The organism is Janthinobacterium sp. DSP2-3-3 (genome assembly GCF_049897325.1).
In the GTDB taxonomy this organism is placed as follows: domain Bacteria; phylum Pseudomonadota; class Gammaproteobacteria; order Burkholderiales; family Burkholderiaceae_D; genus Janthinobacterium.
This window is the reverse complement of record NZ_JAFCWA010000002.1, coordinates 164,662-184,915: the sequence shown is the minus strand read 5'-3', so window position 1 is coordinate 184,915 and position 20,254 is coordinate 164,662. Positions and strand designations below refer to the sequence as shown.

Annotated in this window: 17 protein-coding genes; 8 read left to right on the top strand and 9 right to left on the bottom strand. The window is 66.8% G+C overall.

Annotated elements, in window-relative coordinates; all coding sequences use genetic code 11:
* Positions 1-22: 22 nt before the first annotated feature.
* The 5 genes from ACP7DE_RS04905 to ACP7DE_RS04885 are packed head-to-tail and all read right to left on the bottom strand — an operon-like array spanning position 23 to position 7,433.
* Complete coding sequence (locus ACP7DE_RS04905) at positions 23-1,213, bottom strand: hypothetical protein (RefSeq protein WP_426071018.1); 1,191 nt, start codon at positions 1,211-1,213, stop codon at positions 23-25.
* Between the two features lie 2 nt (positions 1,214-1,215).
* Entirely contained in the window at positions 1,216-2,757 is a 1,542-nt protein-coding gene (locus tag ACP7DE_RS04900) for an MBOAT family O-acyltransferase (RefSeq protein ID WP_426071017.1), read from the bottom strand.
* Positions 2,747-3,820, bottom strand: coding sequence for a glycosyltransferase family 4 protein (locus ACP7DE_RS04895; RefSeq protein WP_426071016.1), 1,074 nt, complete (start codon positions 3,818-3,820; stop codon positions 2,747-2,749). Before ACP7DE_RS04895 ends, ACP7DE_RS04900 begins: the two co-directional genes overlap by 11 nt.
* A 34-nt stretch (positions 3,821-3,854) precedes the next feature.
* Positions 3,855-5,333: a lipopolysaccharide biosynthesis protein gene (locus tag ACP7DE_RS04890; RefSeq protein ID WP_426071015.1), complete on the bottom strand. Its 1,479-nt coding sequence runs from the start codon at positions 5,331-5,333 to the stop codon at positions 3,855-3,857.
* Between the two features lie 15 nt (positions 5,334-5,348).
* Positions 5,349-7,433: a glycosyltransferase gene (locus ACP7DE_RS04885; RefSeq protein WP_426071014.1), complete on the bottom strand. Its 2,085-nt coding sequence runs from the start codon at positions 7,431-7,433 to the stop codon at positions 5,349-5,351.
* A gap of 152 nt (positions 7,434-7,585) precedes the next feature.
* Between ACP7DE_RS04885 and ACP7DE_RS04880 the strand changes: the two genes are divergently transcribed.
* Together ACP7DE_RS04880 and ACP7DE_RS04875 are read left to right on the top strand one after the other, a co-directional pair.
* Entirely contained in the window at positions 7,586-8,884 is a 1,299-nt protein-coding gene (locus ACP7DE_RS04880) for a putative O-glycosylation ligase, exosortase A system-associated (protein ID WP_426071013.1), read from the top strand.
* Complete coding sequence (locus ACP7DE_RS04875; RefSeq protein WP_426071012.1) at positions 8,881-9,816, top strand: polysaccharide deacetylase family protein; 936 nt, start codon at positions 8,881-8,883, stop codon at positions 9,814-9,816. Before ACP7DE_RS04880 ends, ACP7DE_RS04875 begins: the two co-directional genes overlap by 4 nt.
* Here the strand turns inward: ACP7DE_RS04875 and ACP7DE_RS04870 are convergent.
* From ACP7DE_RS04870 to ACP7DE_RS04860, 3 genes are all read right to left on the bottom strand, one after another.
* Positions 9,725-11,671: an asparagine synthetase B family protein gene (locus ACP7DE_RS04870; protein WP_426071011.1), complete on the bottom strand. Its 1,947-nt coding sequence runs from the start codon at positions 11,669-11,671 to the stop codon at positions 9,725-9,727. The genes ACP7DE_RS04875 and ACP7DE_RS04870 overlap by 92 nt on opposite strands.
* A complete protein-coding gene (locus ACP7DE_RS04865) occupies positions 11,668-12,846 on the bottom strand; it encodes a pyridoxal-dependent decarboxylase, exosortase A system-associated (protein WP_426071365.1) in 1,179 nt (392 codons plus the stop codon). Before ACP7DE_RS04865 ends, ACP7DE_RS04870 begins: the two co-directional genes overlap by 4 nt.
* A 113-nt stretch (positions 12,847-12,959) precedes the next feature.
* Complete coding sequence (locus tag ACP7DE_RS04860; protein WP_426071010.1) at positions 12,960-14,552, bottom strand: acyl-CoA ligase (AMP-forming), exosortase A system-associated; 1,593 nt, start codon at positions 14,550-14,552, stop codon at positions 12,960-12,962.
* A 145-nt stretch (positions 14,553-14,697) separates the two neighbouring features.
* On the opposite strand from ACP7DE_RS04860, the gene ACP7DE_RS04855 reads away from it, so the two are divergent.
* Genes ACP7DE_RS04855 through ACP7DE_RS04830 form a run of 6 tightly spaced genes read left to right on the top strand, consistent with a single transcriptional unit; the run spans position 14,698 to position 19,525 of the window.
* Positions 14,698-15,510 (top strand): hypothetical protein, encoded by an 813-nt coding sequence (locus tag ACP7DE_RS04855; RefSeq protein WP_426071009.1) that lies wholly within the window; start codon positions 14,698-14,700, stop codon positions 15,508-15,510.
* On the top strand, positions 15,489-15,734 hold the full coding sequence (locus tag ACP7DE_RS04850) for an acyl carrier protein (protein ID WP_426071008.1): 246 nt from the start codon (positions 15,489-15,491) through the stop codon (positions 15,732-15,734). The genes ACP7DE_RS04855 and ACP7DE_RS04850 overlap by 22 nt, the downstream gene beginning before the upstream one ends.
* Positions 15,731-16,597, top strand: coding sequence for a hydrolase 2, exosortase A system-associated (locus ACP7DE_RS04845; protein ID WP_426071007.1), 867 nt, complete (start codon positions 15,731-15,733; stop codon positions 16,595-16,597). Before ACP7DE_RS04850 ends, ACP7DE_RS04845 begins: the two co-directional genes overlap by 4 nt.
* Entirely contained in the window at positions 16,594-17,499 is a 906-nt protein-coding gene (locus tag ACP7DE_RS04840) for a hydrolase 1, exosortase A system-associated (RefSeq protein ID WP_426071006.1), read from the top strand. The genes ACP7DE_RS04845 and ACP7DE_RS04840 overlap by 4 nt, the downstream gene beginning before the upstream one ends.
* Positions 17,493-18,815, top strand: a complete 1,323-nt coding sequence (locus ACP7DE_RS04835) for a glycosyltransferase (RefSeq protein ID WP_426071005.1) — start codon at positions 17,493-17,495, stop codon at positions 18,813-18,815. The genes ACP7DE_RS04840 and ACP7DE_RS04835 overlap by 7 nt, the downstream gene beginning before the upstream one ends.
* Positions 18,812-19,525, top strand: coding sequence for a tetratricopeptide repeat protein (locus tag ACP7DE_RS04830; RefSeq protein ID WP_426071004.1), 714 nt, complete (start codon positions 18,812-18,814; stop codon positions 19,523-19,525). The genes ACP7DE_RS04835 and ACP7DE_RS04830 overlap by 4 nt, the downstream gene beginning before the upstream one ends.
* On the opposite strand, the gene ACP7DE_RS04825 is transcribed toward ACP7DE_RS04830, so the two are convergent.
* Entirely contained in the window at positions 19,512-20,249 is a 738-nt protein-coding gene (locus tag ACP7DE_RS04825; protein WP_426071003.1) for a hypothetical protein, read from the bottom strand. The two genes, ACP7DE_RS04830 and ACP7DE_RS04825, sit on opposite strands and share 14 nt — an antisense overlap.
* Positions 20,250-20,254 lie beyond the last annotated feature (5 nt).

The window sequence follows — 20,254 nt, the reverse complement described above, 5'->3', positions numbered from 1 at the left end:
TACGCCTGGCACTGGCTACCGCTTATTGAGGCTCACGGGGCAAGGTCAAGACATGGCGCAGATACGCCGTCTCGCCCGCGTGCCGCGCATGGTAGCGCTCGCGCGCGGCGCGCATGGCCGCCTGGTGGGCGGCGATGCCGGTTTCTGTCAGCTCGACGCCGAAGTCCGCCGGCGGCCGTGGCGCGCCGCCGAACAGGCGCGCCAGGATGAAGTGGCCCACATTGTCGCGGTAGTGCGACGCTTCCCAGTAATAGCGCATTTCGCGCGCGCCCGTCACTTGCGGGATCGGCTCGCTGGTGATGCTGTTGAAGCCTGAAAAATCGTACACGCGCACGTCGCAGCCCTGGCGCCGGTAGCGCCCGGCCATCTGCGCCAGATCACGCTGCCACTGCTGCATGGCGTCCCACTTGCCGCGCCAGTACAGGGCGCCGAGCGTGAGCGCATGCGTGGGATTGATGTACACGCGCAAGCGCGTGCCGCCCCGGCATAGCTTGCCGACACTGGCATCAAAGGCTTGCAGCGCGGGCGCCGTCGGCCCCAGACCGTCGCCGAATTCCTGCAGTCGTGGCGTGAACGCGCGCGCCGTGCCGGCCCAGCCATGGTTGCGGCTGGTGATGCAGGACTGGTCGCGCTGGCCGTGCAGGGCCAGACTGGACAAGCACGCGCCGTCATAGCTGCCGCTGAGGATGCGCCAGCTGTCGCGCGTCATGTCCACCGTCAAGCCGCGCTTGAGGTTGAGCAAGGCGCGCCGTGCGAAAAAGGCGGGGCCGCCGTCCGTCAAGGCCGGCTCAACGCCGGCCGAGCCCAGTTCCATGGAAAACGAGGGTGCGTCGATGCCCCACACCATCGTGTCGACATGACTGACCCTGGCCGCGTGCTCGGCCAGCAAGATGGCGTCGCCGATCGAGGCGCCCGAGACAGCGCTGTTGAAGACGCTCTTTCCCTCGAACAAGGCACGCACGCCCGTTGGCAAGCCCATTTCCGTGCGCGAATTGCCGATATAGACGACGGCGGGCCGGTAGCGCGCCACGGCATACGTCTTGCCCCACACGGCCAGCTTTTCATACGTGGGACGCAGGCGCTGCACCAGGGGCGTGTCCCACTGGTGCAGCAAATACGGATCGACGCGATAATTTACGGCGGAAACGAGGGCCAGCGCGGCCAGCACGCAGGCAAAGAAGAGGGCGAGGTAGCGGCGGGCGTTGGTATCCATGATCAGAATTGAAAGTAGAGAAATTCGGTGACCCGGTTCATGCCGAAGATGCAGGCGACGAACAGCACGGCAAAACCCACGCTCCAGCGCCGCGTGGGCCGCCAGATGAAGGACCAGCGCCCTGCGGGTTGAAATATTCTTTCAATGGCAGGCTCGTAGAGAAAGAAAATTTCTTGCGTGTTCGGCGCCCTGAAGGCCAGCAGCATGGCGCCCAGCAGCACGGGCAAGCCCGGTCCCGCCAATTCGATCCAGCGGATGCCGTCGAAGGCCGGATGCATACCCCATTGCGCCAGGCTGATCGCATGGCTGGCCAAGCCGCGCGGCAAGCTCACGCCGTTCGCCCCCACCAGCGCGCCCGCGATATCCCAGGCCGTGGACACGTCGGGCGCGCGGAAAAAGATCCAGGCCAGCATCACGGCAAGAAAGGTCAATACGCTTGGCCACCAGCGTGTCCGCGCCGCGCCGAATGCACGCTGCCACGCTTGCTGCAGCACCAGGTAGAGGCCGTGCAAGCCGCCCCAGATGACAAAGGTCCAGCCGGCGCCATGCCACAGGCCGCCCAGCAGCATGGTCAGCATCAGGTTGCGGTAGCGCATGGCTACACCATGGCGGCTGCCGCCCAGGGGAATATATAAGTAATCTCGCAAGAAACGCGACAAGGTCATGTGCCAGCGGCGCCAGAAGTCGGCGATATTGGCGGCCTTGTATGGTGAGTTGAAATTGAGCGGCAATTTCACGCCGAACAGGCGCGACAGGCCGATGGCCATGTCCGAATAGCCGGAAAAGTCAAAATACAACTGGAAGGTGTAGGCCAGCACGCCGATCCACGCTTCGATCAGGGTGGGTGTCACCCCGGCCGCGAAGACGGGCATGGCCAGCGGCGACAGGTTGTCGGCGATCAGCACCTTTTTTGCCAGGCCGATGGTGAAAATCGACAGGCCGATGGCGAAATTGGCGGCGCGCGGGTGGGCGTTGGCCGGGTCGGCAAACTGCGGCATCATGTCGCGGTGGTGCAGCACAGGGCCGGCGATCAGGTGCGGGAAATAGCTGACGAACAGCACGTAATGGATGAAACGGTATTCGCGCACCTCGCCCCGATAGCAATCGACGAGGAAGGCGATCTGCGTGAAGGTAAAAAACGAGATGCCGATCGGCAGGATGATGGCTAGGCCATGCCACGGCAGGCTGGCAGCGCCGGCAAGCTCCGCGACGGCATCCACGCTGTCGATGAAGAAATTCGCATATTTGTAGTACGCGAGCAAACTCAGGTTCAGCGCCAGCGCCGCCACCAGCACGCGCTTGCGGGCTGCGCCCGCGCTGGCGCCGATCAGGCGCCCGGCACCGTAATTGACGCAGATCGAGGCCAGCAGCAGCGGCAGGTAACGCACATCCCACCAGGCATAGAAGAACAGCGAGGCGAGCGCCAGCCACATGGCCGGCGCCAGGCGCCAACTGGCGGAAGACGCCCAGCGGTCCAGCAGAAAATAGCCGGCCAGCACGATGGGCAGGTAGCCGAACAGGAAGGCGAAGGAATTAAACAGCATGCTGCCTCCTGGCCGTCAAGGACTGGGCCTGGCAGTAACAATCGGCAATCTGCGCGGCCACCCGTTCCCAGGTAAAACGTTCCACCAGGGCTTGCACGCGGGAGCGCTCGGGCGGCAGCGCCAGCAGTTCGAGGATGGCTTGGCGTTGCGCGCGGCCATCGTCCCAGCGCACCTTGCGCAGCGCAAACGCGGAGTCGGGCAAGTCCAGCGCGCTTTGCGCCGTCATGACGACGGGCGTGCCGGCCGCCAGCGCTTCGAGCACGCTCAAGGGAAACACTTCGCCCTGGCTGGGCAAGGCCGCCACGGCCGCCGCATGGTAGGCGCTCGCCAGCAGCGGGTCGGCATGGTCTAGCGCGCCCAGCCAGCTGACATGCGGCAAGTCCAGCAACTGTTGCAGATACGTTTGCTGTTCGCGCGGCGCGGCGCCGATCAGCACCAGGGGCAAGCTGGCGCCCACCAGCGCCTGCGCCAGTCCCAGCTGATTTTTATACGCTGAAATGCTGCCCGTCATCAGCACGAACGGTCCGGCGATGCCCGTCTCGCGCAGGAACAGATCGCCATTGGCCGTGAAGAAATGCGGGTTGATACCGTTGGGCAAGACGCGGATGGCGTCGGCCCGCATGCCGAAACCTTGCACGATGGCGTCGCGCTCGGCCTCGCCCAAGGCGATCACCACGTCGGCCAGCTGCAAGGCGCGCCGCGTCTGCGCATAACTGGTTTGCACCATCCATTCCGTCAGGCGTCCCGCCAGCCGGTCGGCCAGCCGCGCGCGCCAGGCGCTGGCGCGGCCCCAGCCGGGCGACAGCAGCGGCGACAGCACCACGGGCACGCCTTGCTCGCTGGCCATTTCCATGATGCGGTAAGTGCCATTACTGGCCGAAAACACGTGCAGCACGTCGAAATCGGCCAGCCGCTGGTGGTTGGCGTCGACCAGCTGCACCTCCAAAGGGCGCGCCGCCTGCTGGGGCAAGCGGTTCAGGGCGGCAATGGTTTCGCGTACCTGGATCTGCAAGCCGCCGTCGCGCTGGAACAGCATCGGGTAGGACAAGATACCGACACGCATGGTCATCCTTTCGTGCGCCCGCGCCGCTAGCGGCTCAATGCGGTGATTTGACTGCCAGCCAGCGGCCAGACAGCTTGCGTTGCAACAACAAGAATTCGCCAGCGAGCTCATGCTTCAACAGGAACAGACCGGCCAGCCAGCTCAGCAAGGTGGCCAGCGCCGTGCCCATCAACGCCAGCAGCGCCGGTGTCTCAGGCGCCAACCACAGCAGCGCAGCGACGGGCGCCACGGCGCTGATACCGCAGAGCAGCAGACTCTTGCGCAAGGCCCGCGCCAGGATGCGCCAGTCCAGTGCGCTCAAACGCCGCAGGCAGCCGTAGTTCAGCCAGCTGCGCAGCACGTTGCTGAGCACCACGGCCCAGGCCATGGCCACCAGACCGAACGGCGCCGCAGCCAGCAGCAGCGCCACCTTCATTACGCCAGCGCAGGCATCGAGCCGCACCTGCGCATGCAGCTGGCCCGTCGCCACGAACAGGTAGCGGGCCATGCTGAACATGCTATACACGGCAGAGGACAGGCACATGATGCGGATCAAGGGCACACAGCCGATCCATTGCGCGCCGTATAGCACCTTGACCAAGGGCAAAGCCATGCAGGCGAGGAAGAGAAAGAAAGGCCAGGCCAGCGCCGTCATGTAGCTGATCGTGCGCAGATACACGAGCTCCGCCCCGCCCTGCCCGCCCTGGCCCCCCCCTTCCCGCGCGCGCGCCGCGAACAGGGGAAACACCACGGGCGAGATGGCGCTGGTGATGGCCTGGTTGAAAATATTCAGCACGCTTTGCGCCTTGCCGAACAGGGCCAGGCTTTCAATGCCGATCAGCTTGCCGATGATGAGGTCCGGCGCCGCCACGCCCGCCTCGTCGACCAGGCCGCCGCCCGTCGCATACGCGCCAAAGCGGGCGATGGCGCCCATGCCGCGCCGTCCCGGCAGCCACGGCAGATCGCCAGGGCGCACCAGCAGGCTCACCAGCAGCGAAGCGCAGGAACCGGCCAGCGCCGCCCACACCATGCTCATGTAACTGTAACCATGCAGCGCCAGCAGTACGGCCACCAGCAGGTTGATCACGCTATTGGCCGCGTTGATGGCGTAGATGGCGCGAAAACGCAACTGGCGGCGCAGCATGGGTAGCGTTAGCGCACTGAACGGGATCAGCAGGAAATTGATCGCCAGCAGGCGCAGCACGAGGGTCAGCCGGGGTTCGCCATAGAACTGCGCCAGCGGCGCGCTGGCCAGCAACACCAGGCCCGCCAGCAGCCAGGCGACGAGCAGGCTGGTGGCCAGCGCGGCGCGCAGTTTCACGGCATCGAGCTGCTTTTCCTGGATTAGGTATTGGCCCACGCCAAAATCGCGCACCACTTGCGCCAGCGCCACCAGCACGGCGCCCAGCGAATACACCCCCACCTCGGCCGGCGTAAGCAGGCGCGACAGCACCATGGTGGCGATGATGCCCAACAGCAGCACCGTGTATTTTTCGGCGAAGGAAAAGAAAAACGAATGGCGGGTGGCGCTCATGCGGGCCGCCCGCGCCTATACCAGGCCCGCATAAAATTGGCGCAGCTGGCGTTCCAGGCGCGGCATCGAATAGCGCTGCACGGTTTCTTCGCGCGCCAGCCGTCCCATGCGCGCGCGCCGGGGCGTGTCCGCCAGCAGCTTTGCCACGGCCGCGCAGGCAGCGTGCTCGTCGTCGAGCGGCAGCAGCAAGCCGCCCCCGCTGTCGTGCAGGATATCGTGCGTGCCCGGCACATCCGTGCCCAGCGCCGGCACGCCGCAGGCCATGGCTTCGATGGTGGCGATGCCGAAGCCTTCGTTTTTACTCAGCAGCATATGCAGGTCGAAGGCCGGCATCAACAGCTCGATGCGTTGCTGGAAGCCGGCAAACACCACGCGATGCTGCAAGCCCGTCTGTTGCGCCTGCAGCCGCAGCATGGCTTCCAGCGGCCCCGTGCCCACCAGCACTAAATATAGGTGGGGAAACTGCGCGGCCAGCCTGGCAAACAGAGCCAGCAGCGCTTGCGGGCGCTTTTGCGCGGACAATCTGGCCACGCAACCGAGCACCAGCGCGTCCGGCGGCAGCCCGAATTGCCGCCGCGCCAGCGCCCGCCGCTCGGGCGAGACGACGAAGGTATCAGTATCGACGCCGTTCGGGATCACGGCCAGCCGCGTGGCGGGCGGCAGCATGTCGCGGTACAGGTCGAGGAAATGCCGCATGGCAGACGGCGACACGGCATACACGCCTTTGACGCTGCGAAACGCTTCTTGCAAGCGGGGCCGCTGCCAGGCGCTGAAGGTTTCCAGCGGAAATGCATTGTGCACGCTGATCACGGCCGGCAAGCGGCACTGCCGCGCCAGCCACAGGATGGAAGCGCCATAACTGGTCCAGCAAAACGCCACGTGGACCAGGTCGGGCCGCAGCCGCCGCAGCCGCCAGGCGCCCGTCAGCCTGGCGCGCAGCAGATTCCAGCGGCGCCACGCCCAGTGTTCGAGAAATAGCGGCGGTTCATACACACGCACTTGCATCTGCCTTGCACGCAAGCCTTGCGCCCAGGCAGTAAAACCGGGAAAGCGCCGCAGCGCCAGCACGCTGTCATAGCCGCTCTCGCCCAGCACTTTCGCCTCTTGCGCCATGCGCAGCTCCATACCGCCCAGCTCGCCCGAATAACTGCTGATGACGATGCGCGGCAGGCGTTTGCGCCGTCCCCGCCAGGCTTCATGGAAAAAGCCGCGCAGCCAAGCCCGTTCCCACTGGCGCAGGAACAGGTCGGCGTGGTCGCGCCGCAGCCAGGCCCGCACGGCGCCGAGCGTATCGCGCACGTACCTGCCCAGCATCCAGCGCGGCACGCCCAGCCATTCCACGCTGGGCGCGAGCGTGGCCAGCCGGCATTGACCCCGGCCAAACAACATGGCGCGGTGCAGTATCCAGGCGCGCTGCACTTGCTGTGGGCGGATGATATGCGCCACCCTCGCTTGCGGACAGAACCAGGAAGGGTTGCCGGCCGCATGCATCTCCAGGTTGAGCCGGGTTTCGCTGCCCATGGCGTAGCTGCTTCCCTGCGGGCCGATGCTTTCGTCATAGCAGGCGCCCGCCTCGAAGATGCGGCGGCGAATCGCCATGTTGGCGCCCCAGACTAAGCCCGGATAGATGGGCGCATCGCGCAATTCGGGGCTGGTGATGCCCCACGTCAAGCCAACGGGGGTCAGTCGCAGCAGCCAGTGGGCCGGTTGTTCGCGCCAGGCGGGCACGATGGCGCCGCCGAACAGGGCGTAGCCGGGGTGGCTGCGCGCGCTGTCCTGCAGGCGGCACAGCCAGTCGGGCGCGGGTATGGCGTCGTCGTCGCCAAACACGAACAGCTCGCTGCCATCGCCGCCCTGGCGCAAGGCGTGCTTAAGCGCGCCATTCAGGGCGGGACTGCGGCCGCGCCGCGCCACGTAAACCGAGCTCAAGGGCAGACGACCGCGAAAGGCGGCGATCACCTGGGCCGTGGCGTCCGAGCTGCCATTGTCGGCAATGACCAGGCGCCAGCCGCCCACGGGCGGGCGCAGCGCCATGTAGGCGCGCAATACCTGGGGCAAGGTGCCGGCGCCATTGTAGGTCGCCATGAGAACGGTCAACAAGGACATGCCTCCTTGGTCTTACCATGACAAAACTGATGCACAGTTTCAACAACGCTGAGCAGTATTAATCCAGTGTACTGAAGCCTGCCCGCCAGCCCGTTGACAGGCATCAATACCATGCCAACCGGGCCAAAACCAGGAGCCTCCCCTTCATGCGCGACATCGTGATCACCATCATCATCCTGGGTTCCCTGCCTTTTATCCTCAAGGCGCCGGCCATCGGCGGCCTGATGTGGGTCTGGGTCAGCGTGATGAACCCGCATACGCAGGCCTGGGGTTTTGCCACCCATATGCCGTTCGCCTTCATCATCGCCATCGCCACCATGCTCAGCCTCTTGACGACGCGCGAACCGAAAAACCTGCCGCTCACGCCGGTCAGCGTGCTGCTGTTGTTGTTCGTGGCGTGGATGAATGTCACGGCGCCGTTCGCCCTGCTACCGGAAGCGTCATGGGTGCAATGGAACAAGGTCATGAAGATCATGCTGATGAGCTTTGTGATCATGATGGTGATACGCACGCGGCGCGACATCGTGCGCCTCGTGTGGGTGCTGGTGGGCTCGATCGGCTTTTATGGAGTAAAAGGCGGCATCTTCACCATTCGCAGCGGCGGCACCGAGCGGGTCTGGGGGCCGGAAGAAACGTTTATTGGGGATAACAATGCGCTGGCCCTGGCCCTGATCATCACCATCCCCCTCATGTACTACCTGCAGCAAAGCACGGACAAACGCTGGCTGCGCCATGGCCTGACGGCGGCAATGCTGCTGTCGGCGCTGGCGGCGCTGGGCTCGTATTCGCGCGGCGGGCTGCTGTCCATCGCCGCCATGGGCTTGTTCATGTGGCTGAAAAGCGACCGCAAGCTGGTGCTGGGCGCGTTGCTCGGTGCGGTCGCGCCGCTGCTGCTGGCCTTCATGCCCGAGCGTTGGGCCGAACGCATGGACACCATCAACACGTATCAGGATGATGTCTCTGCCATGGGCCGCCTGAATGCCTGGCGCATGGCCTGGAACCTGGCGCGCGACCGCTTTCTTGGCGGCGGCTTCGATGTGTCCGACGCCAGCATCTTCGCCCGCTACGCGCCGAACCCCATGGATGTGCACGCGGCGCACAGTATCTATTTCCAGGCGCTGGGCGAACATGGCTTTGTCGGCTTGTTGATTTACCTGGCGCTGGGTATCGCCACCTGGCGCACGGCCGCCGCCATCATCCGCCGCACGCGGGGCAAGCCGGAACTGCGCTGGGCGCACGGCCTGGCCACCATGAGCCAGGCCAGCCTGATCGGCTTTGCCGTGGGCGGCGCCTTCCTCAGCCTGCTGTATTTCGACATGCCGTACTACCTGATGGCCGCCCTGATCGCCACGCGCATCATCGTCGAGCAGCCAGCGCCCACCCTCACTCCCAACGCCCGCGCCCGCCAAGCCAAGGCCCGGGCCGCCATCGCGGAGCAGCCATGACGGCCACTTTGTCCATTTTGATTTACCACCGCGTGCTGGCGCGACCCGATCCCCTATTCCCCGGCGAAGTGGACGCCCGGCTGTTCGAGCGCCAGCTACGCCTTTTAAAACGTTTCTATACGCCGCTGCCGCTGAGCGAGGCCGTGCAGCGGCTGCAAGATGGCAACTTGCCGCCGCGCGCCGCCTGCATCACCTTTGACGACGGCTATGCGGACAATGCGCAAGTGGCTCTGCCGCTGCTGCAGCGCCATGGCTTGCACGCCACGTTTTTTATTGCCACGGGCTACCTGGACGGCGGACAGATGTGGAATGACACGGTGATCGAGGCCGTGCGCCAGGTGTCCGGTCCCGTACTCGACTTGCAGGAACACGGCCTGGGCTGCCTGCCCCTCGCCAGCCTGGCACAGCGGCAAGCCGCCATCGCCACCTTGCTGGGTCAGCTCAAATACCTGCCGTTCGCACGGCGCCAGCAACTGGCCATGCAGATCCGCCGTCAGGCTGGCGCCACGGCGGGCCAGACCACCATGCTGAGCACGGCGCAGCTGCGCCAGTTGCATGCGGCCGGCATGGACCTTGGCGCGCACACGGCCAGCCATCCGATTTTGTCCACCTTGCCGGACCACGCCGCGCGGCTGGACATCGCCAACGGCAAGCGCCAGCTGGAAAGTTTGATCCAGACGCCCGTCTCCCTGTTTGCGTATCCGAACGGCAAGGCCGGGCGCGATTATGGCGCGCCGCATGTGGCAATGGTCAACTGCCTGGGTTTCAAGGCGGCCGTGGCCACGGACTGGGGCGTGGCGCGCCCCGGCGCGGGGCTGGACCTGCTGCAACTACCGCGCTTTACGCCGTGGGATCGAGGACGCCTGGCATTTCTGTGGCGCTTGCGGCAAAACCGCCGGCAAGCGCACCCAGCGCGCCCGGATGCTGGCTGAGCCACTGTTCCAGCATCAGCAGCAGCCACACCATGGTGCCGTGATAGGCCGGATGTTCCGCCAGCAAGCGTCCTTGCAGATCGTCGATGAAGGCGGGCCGCACGATGCCGCGCCCGCGCAGCTGCGTCAGGTTATCAAAGGCAAATTCGCGCAGCGGTGCGTGACTGTGCAGCCACTGGCCGAAAGGCAAGCCGAAGCCGTGCTTTTTCTTGCGCACGATGGCCGGCGGCAAGATCTCCGCCAGTGCCCGCTTGAAGAAGGGCCGCAACTGCCTGCCATGGAGCTTGTCCCGCGGCGCCAGGCGCGCGGCAAACGCCACCATCGCATCGTGCAGGAAGGGAAAGGCCGCTTCCACGCCCGCCAACTCGCAGGCCTTGCGCACCTTGAACAGATCGTTGTCGGCCAAAGTAAAACGCATGTCCAGCGCCAGCAGTTCATTGATCTGGCTCAAACCCTGGCCTTGCCGCTGCCAATAGGCGCCATTCACGCAGCCGGGCGCCATGCCCGGGGCGATGGTGTCGATGAAGCCCGCTTCCAGCACCGTGCCATGGCCATGACGCAGCAGCAGGTTATAGCTGTCGAGTCTAGCCGGCAGCGGCAAGCTCGCTTGCTCGATGTAGCGGCGCGCCTTGTCGCCCAGCCGCCACGGCTTGCCCCTTTTCTGGCGGAAGAGCAGCGGCTCGATGATGGCCTGGCGCAATATGGCGGGCAAGCGCTCGTACTGCGACAGCAAGGCTTGGTGCGCATAGCGCTCATTACCGCCAAACAATTCGTCGCCACCGTCGCCGCCCAGCAAACGCGTCACGCCATCCTCGCGCGCCATCTGCGCACAGTAAAAGGCGGGAATGGCCGAGGCATTGCCGAAAGGCTGGTCGAAAATGGCCGCCATGGCGGGAATGGCGGCCAGCACATCGCTGGGTGTCACGTAGCGCTCGTGGTGGATGCTGCCCGCGTGGCTGGCAGCCAGGCGCGCATACGCCATTTCGTCATAGCCGGGAGAGTCAAAACCGATGGAATACGTGCGCGCGGGCCGGCCCGTGACTTGCCCCATGATGGCGGCCAGGGTGGAACTGTCCGTGCCACCGCTGAGAAACGCGCCCGTATCGGCCCCATCCGCACCCAGGTTACTTTCCACGGCCAGGCGCAGCAGGCGCAGGAATTCCTGCTTGTTGCCGGCAAAGCTGGCCCGCGTGCGCGCCGCGCTGGGCTCCTGGAAGGTCAGCTGCCAGTAGCTGCCCTTGCATTGCTTGCCACCGCGCACATGCAGGTATTCGCCAGGCAGCAAGCGCTGCTGGCCCAGGTAAGCCGTGGCCGGGCCGGGCACCATGTGGAAATACAGGTAGTGATACAGGGCTTGCGGATCGAGTGCCCCCCGAACGGACGGATGGGCCAGCAAGGCGTCGTGCGAGGAGGCAAAAAACAGGCCCTGCGCATTGTTCGCATAGCTGAGCGGATGCATGCCGGCGCGATCCACGGCCAGCAGGGCAGAGCCGGAAAAAGCGTCGAGGATGGCCAGCGAAAATGCTCCGGACAGGCAGGCGCAGGCTGCCACGCCCCGGCTCAGCCACAGGGACGCGAGGCGGCTCGCCACATCGTCCGCCGAACCGTCGAGCACGGGCCGGCCCCAGATCGCCACTTGCAAGCCATCTTGCTGGTGCACATGGCGGCTGCCATCGATGGCTGCCACGGCCATGCCGCCCACGTCGCTCAAGCTGACGGCCAGGGGTGCGTCATCAAAACGCGACAGCGGTGCAGCCATGGCCGCCAAGGTGGCCCGCGCCGCGCCATCGGCTGCCGTGCCGCTCTCCGCGGCAAGGCAGGAAGCCGCCGCCAGCCAACCGCACAGGCCGCTCATACGAGCACCTCGGCCGGCAGCGGATGGCCGAGAAAGGCCGTCGGGCTGGCCGTCAAGCCATACGCGCCCGACTGGAACACCACCACCAGGTCGCCCTCTTCCGCGCGCGCCATCTCCATCTGGTCGGCCAGCAAGTCCAGCGGCGTACACAGCGGCCCCACGACGGACGCCACCTCGCGCCCGTCGCCCAGCAGGCGGTTGCCGATGGCGACCGGGTAATTCTTGCGGATCAGCTGGCCAAAATTGCCGGAGGCCGCCAGATGGTGGTGCAAGCCGCCATCCGTGACGAGAAAGACTTGCCCATGCGACACCTTGCGTTCGAGCACCTTGCACACATAAATACCGGCCTCGGCCACCAGGTAGCGGCCCAATTCCAGGTTCAGGCGGGCGCCGGGCGCCGCCTGGGCCAGGATGTCGAGCTGCCGCTGCAAGCCTGCAGCCAAGGGCGCCAGGTCGAGGGCTTGGTCGCCGGGGAAATACGGCACGCCGAAGCCGCCGCCGATATTCAGGGTGCGCAAGGGCGACGGCGCGCTGTCGGCCAGTTGCAGGGCCAGTTGCACGCTCAGGGCCTGCGCTTCGGCCAGGGCGGACGCCGACAGATTTTGCGAGCCGGCATACAGGTGAAAGCCGTGGAAATCCAGCCCCAGCTGGCCGATGCGGCCAAGCAGCGCCGGCACCAGGGCCGCATCGACGCCAAACGGCTGCGCGCCGCCACCCATGCGCATGCCCGTGCGGCGCAAGGCGAAATCGGGATTCACGCGCACGGCCACTCTGGCCGCCACACCCAGCCGTTCACTGGCCAGCGCCGCCTTTTCCAGCTGGGCGCCAGATTCCACGTTGATCAGCACGCCTGCTGCCACGGCCCGCGCCAGGTCGCCATCGCTCTTGCCTGGCCCCGCAAAACTGATGCGTGACGGCGTCATGGGCGTATCGAGCGCCGTCGCCAGTTCGCCGCCCGACGCCACGTCGATGCCATCGACCAGGCCGGCCAGCCACTGCACCACGGCCGGCATGGGATTGGCCTTCATGGCGTAATGCACGAGCACGCCGGTGGGCAAGGCGGCGCGCAGTTCGGCCACGCGGCGCGTGATGTGCGCGCGTTCATACGCATAGAACGGCGTGCTGCCCACGCGCTGGGCCAGTCGGCGCAAGGGCATGCCGCCGATCTCCAGCATGTCGCCAGCCACGGCGAACTGGCGCAGGGGCGCGTGCGACGGCAGTTCAAGCCTATCGGGGCTATCGGGGCTATCCGGGCGATTCAAATGGGCGTCTTTTATGCCGGGACCGTTCATGCCGCATCTCCTGATTGGACCGCATACGCGCGCGCCAGTTCCCTGGCCAGCAATGGACGGTCGATCTTGCCATTCGGATTGCGCGGCAACACGCCGTCGCGGATTTCCACCCACAGCGGCACCATATAGCTGGGCAGGCGCGCGCGGCAGGCGGCCAGCACGCTGTCGCGCACCACTTCGACGCCCGGCGCGGGGGTGACGAGCAAGGCGATCGCCTGGCCCAGCACGGCATGGGGCAGGCCCAGCGCGGCCGCCTCGCCCACCAGCCCGCTCGCATACACGATTTCCTCGATCTCGGCCGGGCTGACCCGGTAGCCGGACGTCTTGATCATGTCGTCGCTGCGGCCCACGAAATACAGATAGCCATCCGTATCGCGGCGCACGGTGTCGCCCGACCAGACGGCCAATTCCGGCAGCACCAGGCCGCTCGCCTGCGGCGGCAGCGGTTTGAAGCGCTCGGCCGTGCGCGCCGCATCGTTCCAGTAGCCAAGCGCCACCAGCGCGCCACGATGCACAAGCTCGCCCGGCTCGTCAGCGTCGCACACGCTGCCGTCCGGGCGCAGCACCAGCACTTCCGCGTTGGGGATCGCTTGCCCGATGGAATCGGGGCGCCGCTCCAGCTGTTCCGGCGCCAGGTAGGTGGAGCGGAACGCTTCCGTCAAGCCATACATCAGGTAGACCTGCGTGCGCGGCAGCGACTGGCGCAGCCGGTCGAGCGTACTGCGCTGCATCACGCCGCCCGAATTGGTGATGTAGCGCAGAGGCGTGGACAAGGGCCAGCTCAGCTGCGACAGCTGCACCCACAGGGGCGGCACGGCGGCCAGGCCCGTGATGGCTTCCTGCTCCACGAGCTCGACAATGTCGCGCAGCAGCAGATAATTCATCAGCACGGCGCAGGCGCCGCTGGCAAACGCCGTCGTCAGCTGGCTCAGGCCGTAATCAAAACTGAGCGGCAACACACACAAAATCCGGTCTTGCGGCGTGTTGCGCAGGTAGGACGACACGCTGAGCGCACCGGCCAGCATGTTCCGATGCGACAACACCACGCCTTTCGGCCGCCCCGTGCTGCCCGAGGTATACAAGATGGCAGCCATGTCCGTGTCAATCACCGCGTGCCACAGGGGCGCGGGCGCGGCGGGTATGCCACTCCACGGCAGCAGCTGCACCTTGCCCAGGCTGGTTTGCGACGACGCTTCACCCGTCAGCAGCACCGTCTGCAAGTCCGGGCAGGCGGCCAGCGCAGGGCCCAGCTGCGCCAGGCGTTCGCGCGAGGTGACGAGGATGGCCACGTTGCAATCAGCCAGGATGTAAGCCACCTGTTCCGGCTTGAGCAGCGGATTGACGGGCACGAACACGCCGCCGGCCGCCACCGCGCCAAACATGGCGCTGACATTTTCCGGGCGTTTTTCCAGGTACACGGCCACGCGCGCGCCACGCTGCAAGCCCAGGGTCAGCAAAGTGCTGGCCGCCTCGCGCACGGACTGCGCCAGTGCGGCGTAAGCGAGTTCCTCGCCCTGCCACGACAGCGCCGGCGCGTGCGGCGCGCGTTGCGCCGTATCGAATATCAGCTCGTGTATCAATGTCGCCATCGTTTCGTCCCCGGGTTGCCATGATTGCCATGTATTCCCCTAATGATTCAGACAAACGGCCACAGCGGTCTTGATTTTGATCAAGTAAGAGTTTCAGCAACACAGCTTGAGCCGGCGCAAGACCACCGCCGGCCGCTGCGCTCTAATGGACAACATTGGCTGCATAGCCGCCCCATCCTTGACCGCCATGGCCAGCTTCGCCCGTTTTCCCCAGTTGCAACGGCTTGCCGCCAGCCTTCGCCAGCTAGGCTGGCGCGACAGCGCCTGGCTGGCCCTGGCGCGGCTGCTGGCCACGGTGCCGGGCGGGCGCTGCGCGCTGCACCGCTACCAGTTCGTGGCGCAAGCCGTGGCGCCCGGCTCGCTGTGCCGCGGGCGCGGCCAGTCGGTCACCGTCACGCCCTGCCTGGCGGAGGCGGACTTGCCGTCCGGCCCCGAACGCCGTCCCGGCGCGCTGCGCGAACGCTACCGCCAGGGCGCGCAATGTCTGGTGGCGCGCAGCGCGCAAGACGCTGACCAAGCCGCCATGGTTGGCTGGATCTGGCTGCTGCGCCACGGCTGCCAGGAAGACGAGGTGCGCGCCCGCTATGCGCTGGCGTCGGACCAGTCTTCGTGGGACCTGGACGTGTGGGTCCAGCCCGACCAGCGTGGCGGCCTGGTCTTCGCGCGCCTGTGGGAAGAAGCCAACGCTGTGTTGTACGCGCAGGGCGTGCGCTGGTCGTGCAGCCGCATCTCGCGCTTCAACCGCGCCTCGCTGGGTGCCCATGCGCGTCTGGGCACGCACGCCCTGGGCACGGCCACCTTCCTGCGCTGCGGGCGCTGGCAATGGATGGCCGCCAGCCTGCCGCCGTATTTGCACCTGTCGCGCCGTCTGGACGACATTGCCTGCCTGGCCTTCGATACCAGCCGCCTGCCGCACTACCCTTCCCTGGAGCTGACATGCCGCATCTTGAAGCAGTAAAGCACATCCTCGACACCACCCTGGGCTTGAACGGGCGGGCGCTGGAAGCCCACACGCCACTGCTGGGCAGCGTGCCGGAACTCGACTCGATGGCCGTCATCGGCGTGATCGCCGCGCTGGAAGACCATTTCGGCATCTTTGTCGCCGACGAAGACATCCACGCGCGCCACTTCGCCACCGTGGCCACCCTGCACGATTTCGTCTTTGCACAGCTGCGACTATGAACAGCGCCGCCACCGACGCGCTGCCGCTGCTGCCCTTCTTCCTGCCCGCCAGCGGCGGCCAGCGCTATTGCCTGCTGCACTTGCCGCCGCCGGGCCGCAACGCGCGCGGCGGCATCCTCTACGTGCATCCGTTCGCGGAAGAACTCAATAAAAGCCGCCACGTGGCCGCCGCGCAGGCGCGCGCCTTTGCCGCCGCCGGCTACAGCGTGCTGCAGATCGACCTGTTTGGCTGCGGCGACAGCAGCGGCGACTTCGGCGAGGCGCGCTGGGACATCTGGCACAACGACCTGCACCTGGCTTGCGCCTGGCTGGCGCAGCGCGTCGACGGTCCCTTGACCGTGTGGGGCTTGCGCCTGGGCGCCCTGCTGGCGCTCGATTTCGCCAACCGCGCGCCACTGCCCCTGGCGCGTTTGCTGCTGTGGCAGCCGGAAGCCGATGGACGGCGCAGCATCGACCGCTTCCTGCGCCTGCGCCTGGCCACCAACATGCTGGCCGGCGGCATGCAGGAAGCGCCCGGCCAGGCGCGCGCCAAACTGGCGCAAGGTGAACCTGTGGAAGTGGCCGGCTACCTGCTGGCGCCCGAGCTGGCGCAAGCCATCGATGACGCCGGCGCAGCCGCGCTGCTGCCCACGGTGCCCGCGGTACCCGTGTATTGGCTCGAGTACCAGGGACCGGAGCAGGCCTGCGCGCGCTTGCCGCCGCTGGCGCGTGTATGGCGCGAACGCGGCGCCGCCGTGCACCTGGCCAGCTTCGGCGACGGCCCGTTCTGGCACAGCGGCGAGCTGCTGGCATGTCCACAACTGCTGGACGCCACGCGAAAACTGTGCCGCGACTGGCTCGACGAGGAAAGGACGCCGGCATGAAGCGCGACAACAGTCAGCAGCACCTCGCGGCACACCCCGTGCGCGAGCTGGCGCTGCGCTTTCGCAGCGTGGCCGAAGGTGCCGATGCGGGTGAAGACAGCGATGCGCAGGCGCGCATGGTCGGCATCCTCAGCCTGCCCGCCATGCCAGGGCCGCGCGGCGTATTGATCGTCACGGGCGGGCCGCAGTACCGGGTGGGCAGCCACCGCCAGTTCGTCTTGCTGGCGCGCGCCCTGGCCGCGCAAGGCTGGCCCGTGCTGCGTTTCGACCTGCGCGGCATGGGCGACAGCCAGGGTAGCGCGCGCGATTACCGCGCCGCCGGTCCTGACATCGCCGGCGCGCTGGCGCAATTCTTCGACGCCGCGCCCTCGCTGCGCGAAGTGGCGCTGTGGGGCTTGTGCGACGGCGCCACGGCCGCCGCCTGTCATGCGCCGCGCGACGCGCGCATAGTTGCGCTGATCCTGCTCAACCCGTGGGTGCGCAGCAGCGCCGGCCTGGCACGCGCCACCCTGCGCCATTATTATCTGCCACGCCTGCTGCAAGGTGCGTTCTGGCGCAAGCTGGCCAGCGGCGGACTGCAGCTGGGCGCCAGCCTGGCCTCGCTGCGGCAGGTGGCGGCCGCCACGCAGAAACTGGCAGCGCAGGAAAACCACGCGCCCGTGCCAGCCTTGCTGCTGGCGCTGACGCAGTTCCAGGGCAAGGTCTTGCTGATCCTCAGCGGCGACGACCTGGGCGCGCGCGAGTGGCAAGCCTTGCTCGATGGCGATGCGGCGTGGCGCGCCGTCGCCGCGCGCGCGCACTGGACGCAGGCGCAGGTCGATGGCGCCAACCACACCTTCGCCAGCGCCGCCTGGCGCGGCGAAGTCGAACGGCTGTGCGCACGGTGGCTGCAGTCATGCTAGGGATCACGCCGAACGCGGCCCGGCCGATCGCGGCCCGACCAAAACGGGTGCTGATGGTCGCCTACCATTTCCCGCCGCTTGCTGGCGGCAGCGGCATCCTGCGCACCCTGGGCTTCGCGCGCCATTTGCCCGACTGCGGCTGGCAGCCGCTGGTGCTCAGTCCCGCGCCGCTCGCATATGCGCAGCGGGGCGATACGCAACTGGCGCAGATCGGCGCACGAGCCACCGTACGGCGCACCCTGGCGCTGGACGCGGCGCGCCACCTGGCCATCGCCGGGCGCTATCCGCGCTGCCTGGCGCTGCCCGACCGCTGGAGTTCCTGGTGGCTGAGCGCCGTGCCGGCCGGCCTGCGCATGATCCGACAGTACCGCCCCGACGCCATCTGGTCCACGTACCCGATCGCCACGGCGCACCTGATCGCGATGACCTTGCAAAAAATCAGCGGCCTGCCGTGGATCGCCGACCAGCGCGATCCCATGCTCGATGACAGCGACCCGCTGGCGCCGTATCCGCCCGAAGCGCGTTTGCACCGCATGCATGCGTGGATCGAACAGCGCATCGCGGCGCGCAGCGCGGCCATCGTCTGCACCACGCCGGGTGCCATCGCGGCGCACCAGCGCCGCCTGGCGCAGGTGGAGCGCGAACGTTTCTGCCTGATCGAAAATGGTCATGATGATGACCAAGGCGCGCCTCAGGCGCATCAGCCGCACGGGCCACATGGCCACCCTGGCCACCGCAGCCGCTTCCAGCTGCTGCACAGCGGCGTGATCTACCCGTCCGAGCGCGACCCGCAACCGCTGTTCGAGGCCCTGGCCAAGCTACGCCACGACGGCGTACTCCATGCGCGCAATTTCCAGCTGGTGCTGCGCGCCACGGGCCACGATGCATGGCTGGCCAGCCTGCTGGTGAAATACGGCATCCTGGACCTGGTGCGACTGGAACCTTTGCTGCCGCACGGCGCGGCGCTGCAGGAAATGCTGGCGGCCCACGGCTTGCTGCTGCTGCAGGCGGCCAATTGCAACGCGCAGATTCCCGCCAAGCTGTATGAATACCTGCGCTGCCGCCGGCCCATCCTGGCGCTGACCGACCTGGCCGGCGACAGTGCAGCCAAGCTGCGCCACTGCGGCATCGACACCATCGGCCAGCTGGCATCGAGCGGCGATTGCGCGCGCGCCCTGCTGCGCTTCCTGGAACTGGCGCGCCAGGGCCGCGCGCCACTGGCCAGCCCCACCGCCATCGCCCTGCAATCGCGGCTAGCCCGCAGCAACGCCCTGGCCGACTTGCTGGACCAGGTCAGCCACAGGAGAACAGCATGAAACACCTGATACTTGCCTGCACCCTCGGCGCCTGCTGCGCCCATGCCAGCGCTGCCGGATGCCCGCCCTACGTGAAACACACGCCGGGCGGCGACTATACGAGCGCGCAAGACCGCGCCGGCCTGTCCGTGGTCGAGCAATTTCACTTTTCGCGCGCCGTGGAAACGCTCACGCAAGGCATGACGGGCAGCCTGGGCGCCGATATCAGCTACACGCTGGAACACTTCCCGAATCACCACCGGGCGCTGGCCTCGATGGCGAAGCTGGGCTTGCGCCTGAAAAGCGCGCAGCCCGTCGGCGCCCGCTATACGATCAGCTGCTTTTTCGAACGGGCGACCGCCTTCGCGCCGCACGACGTGACGGCGCGCATGGTGTATGGCAACTACCTGCTGGCCACGGGCCAGGATGCGGCTGCTCTGGAACAGCTGGACGCGGCCAGCCGCCTGGCGCCCGAGCAAGCCACCATCCAGTACAACCTGGGCTTGATGTATGTCAAAAAGAAGGAGTACGACAAGGCCAGCGCGCACGCGCAAAAAGCCTATGCGCTGGGTTTTCCCCTGCCGGGACTGAAGAACAAGCTGAAGGCGGTGGGCAAATGGCGCGAACCGGAGCCCGCACCCGCCGTCGTTGACGCTAAGGAAACGAAGGAAGCGGAAGAAACGCCAGTACCCGCAGTGCCCGAGCCCGTGGAACCGCCTAGCGGGGAATGACGGCCAGCCGCTTGGCCAAGCTCAAATGCCCCGTCGGCGTGGTGGCCAGCGCGGCGGCCAGGTCGCGCCGCGATTGCGCCTTGTCCTCGGCCTCGCTGATGTACGCCAGTTCCGCTGGCTGCAGCACGGTGACGGTGAGCAGCATCACTGCCCCATACGGCGTGTCGAACGTTGGGGGAAGCTTGGCCGCGCCCCGTACCAGCAGCACGCCCACCTGTTCATTGTCGTCTTCCAGTCCCTTTGGTGCATCCTGCACGTCCAGCGCCATCGACACGCTGCCGTGGCGCTGCACCAGCAAATCGATGGAACCGTGGTCGGCCACGTTCTGGCTGACCTGGTACACCAGGTCGAAAAGCCAGGACTGCGCCACTTCCTGGCCGGCGAAGACGGCCAGCGGCGCCTCGATGCACACTTCCAGCAAATGGCCGCGCGGCACAAAAACGTCGTCGTCATCCTCGAACGGGTCGCTCAAGCCATCGCTGGCGATCACGATCGAGCCGGGCCGGCGAATCACGCGCCAAGCCTGGCGCAGTGACGACCAGCGTGGCCCGCCCATGAAAGCGGGATTGAGCAGCGGCGCCAGCACGTCGGCGTCCATGGCGCCCAGCGTGGCATAAAAGGCGTCGCGCGCGGCGCAGGCCGTGGCCAGCATCTGCGCGCCCGCTTCCTTGCCGACGACGGCGTCGTCCGGCTGCGGCACTTGCGGGATAGTGTTGTCAGGCATAACAA

Excerpts from the sequence above, each read along its gene's own strand:
- ACP7DE_RS04905 (WP_426071018.1), bottom strand. The coding sequence starts at position 1,213 with ATGGATACCAACGCCCGCCGCTACCTCGCCCTCTTCTTTGCCTGCGTG.
- ACP7DE_RS04900 (WP_426071017.1), bottom strand. The coding sequence starts at position 2,757 with ATGCTGTTTAATTCCTTCGCCTTCCTGTTCGGCTACCTGCCCATCGTG.
- ACP7DE_RS04895 (WP_426071016.1), bottom strand. The coding sequence starts at position 3,820 with ATGCGTGTCGGTATCTTGTCCTACCCGATGCTGTTCCAGCGCGACGGC.
- ACP7DE_RS04890 (WP_426071015.1), bottom strand. The coding sequence starts at position 5,333 with ATGAGCGCCACCCGCCATTCGTTTTTCTTTTCCTTCGCCGAAAAATAC.
- ACP7DE_RS04880 (WP_426071013.1), top strand. The coding sequence starts at position 7,586 with ATGCGCGACATCGTGATCACCATCATCATCCTGGGTTCCCTGCCTTTT.
- ACP7DE_RS04875 (WP_426071012.1), top strand. The coding sequence starts at position 8,881 with ATGACGGCCACTTTGTCCATTTTGATTTACCACCGCGTGCTGGCGCGA.
- ACP7DE_RS04870 (WP_426071011.1), bottom strand. The coding sequence starts at position 11,671 with ATGAGCGGCCTGTGCGGTTGGCTGGCGGCGGCTTCCTGCCTTGCCGCG.
- ACP7DE_RS04865 (WP_426071365.1), bottom strand. The coding sequence starts at position 12,846 with ATGCTGGAGATCGGCGGCATGCCCTTGCGCCGACTGGCCCAGCGCGTG.
- ACP7DE_RS04860 (WP_426071010.1), bottom strand. The coding sequence starts at position 14,552 with ATGGCGACATTGATACACGAGCTGATATTCGATACGGCGCAACGCGCG.
- ACP7DE_RS04855 (WP_426071009.1), top strand. The coding sequence starts at position 14,698 with ATGGACAACATTGGCTGCATAGCCGCCCCATCCTTGACCGCCATGGCC.
- ACP7DE_RS04850 (WP_426071008.1), top strand. The coding sequence starts at position 15,489 with ATGCCGCATCTTGAAGCAGTAAAGCACATCCTCGACACCACCCTGGGC.
- ACP7DE_RS04845 (WP_426071007.1), top strand. The coding sequence starts at position 15,731 with ATGAACAGCGCCGCCACCGACGCGCTGCCGCTGCTGCCCTTCTTCCTG.
- ACP7DE_RS04840 (WP_426071006.1), top strand. The coding sequence starts at position 16,594 with ATGAAGCGCGACAACAGTCAGCAGCACCTCGCGGCACACCCCGTGCGC.
- ACP7DE_RS04835 (WP_426071005.1), top strand. The coding sequence starts at position 17,493 with ATGCTAGGGATCACGCCGAACGCGGCCCGGCCGATCGCGGCCCGACCA.
- ACP7DE_RS04830 (WP_426071004.1), top strand. The coding sequence starts at position 18,812 with ATGAAACACCTGATACTTGCCTGCACCCTCGGCGCCTGCTGCGCCCAT.
- ACP7DE_RS04825 (WP_426071003.1), bottom strand. The coding sequence starts at position 20,249 with ATGCCTGACAACACTATCCCGCAAGTGCCGCAGCCGGACGACGCCGTC.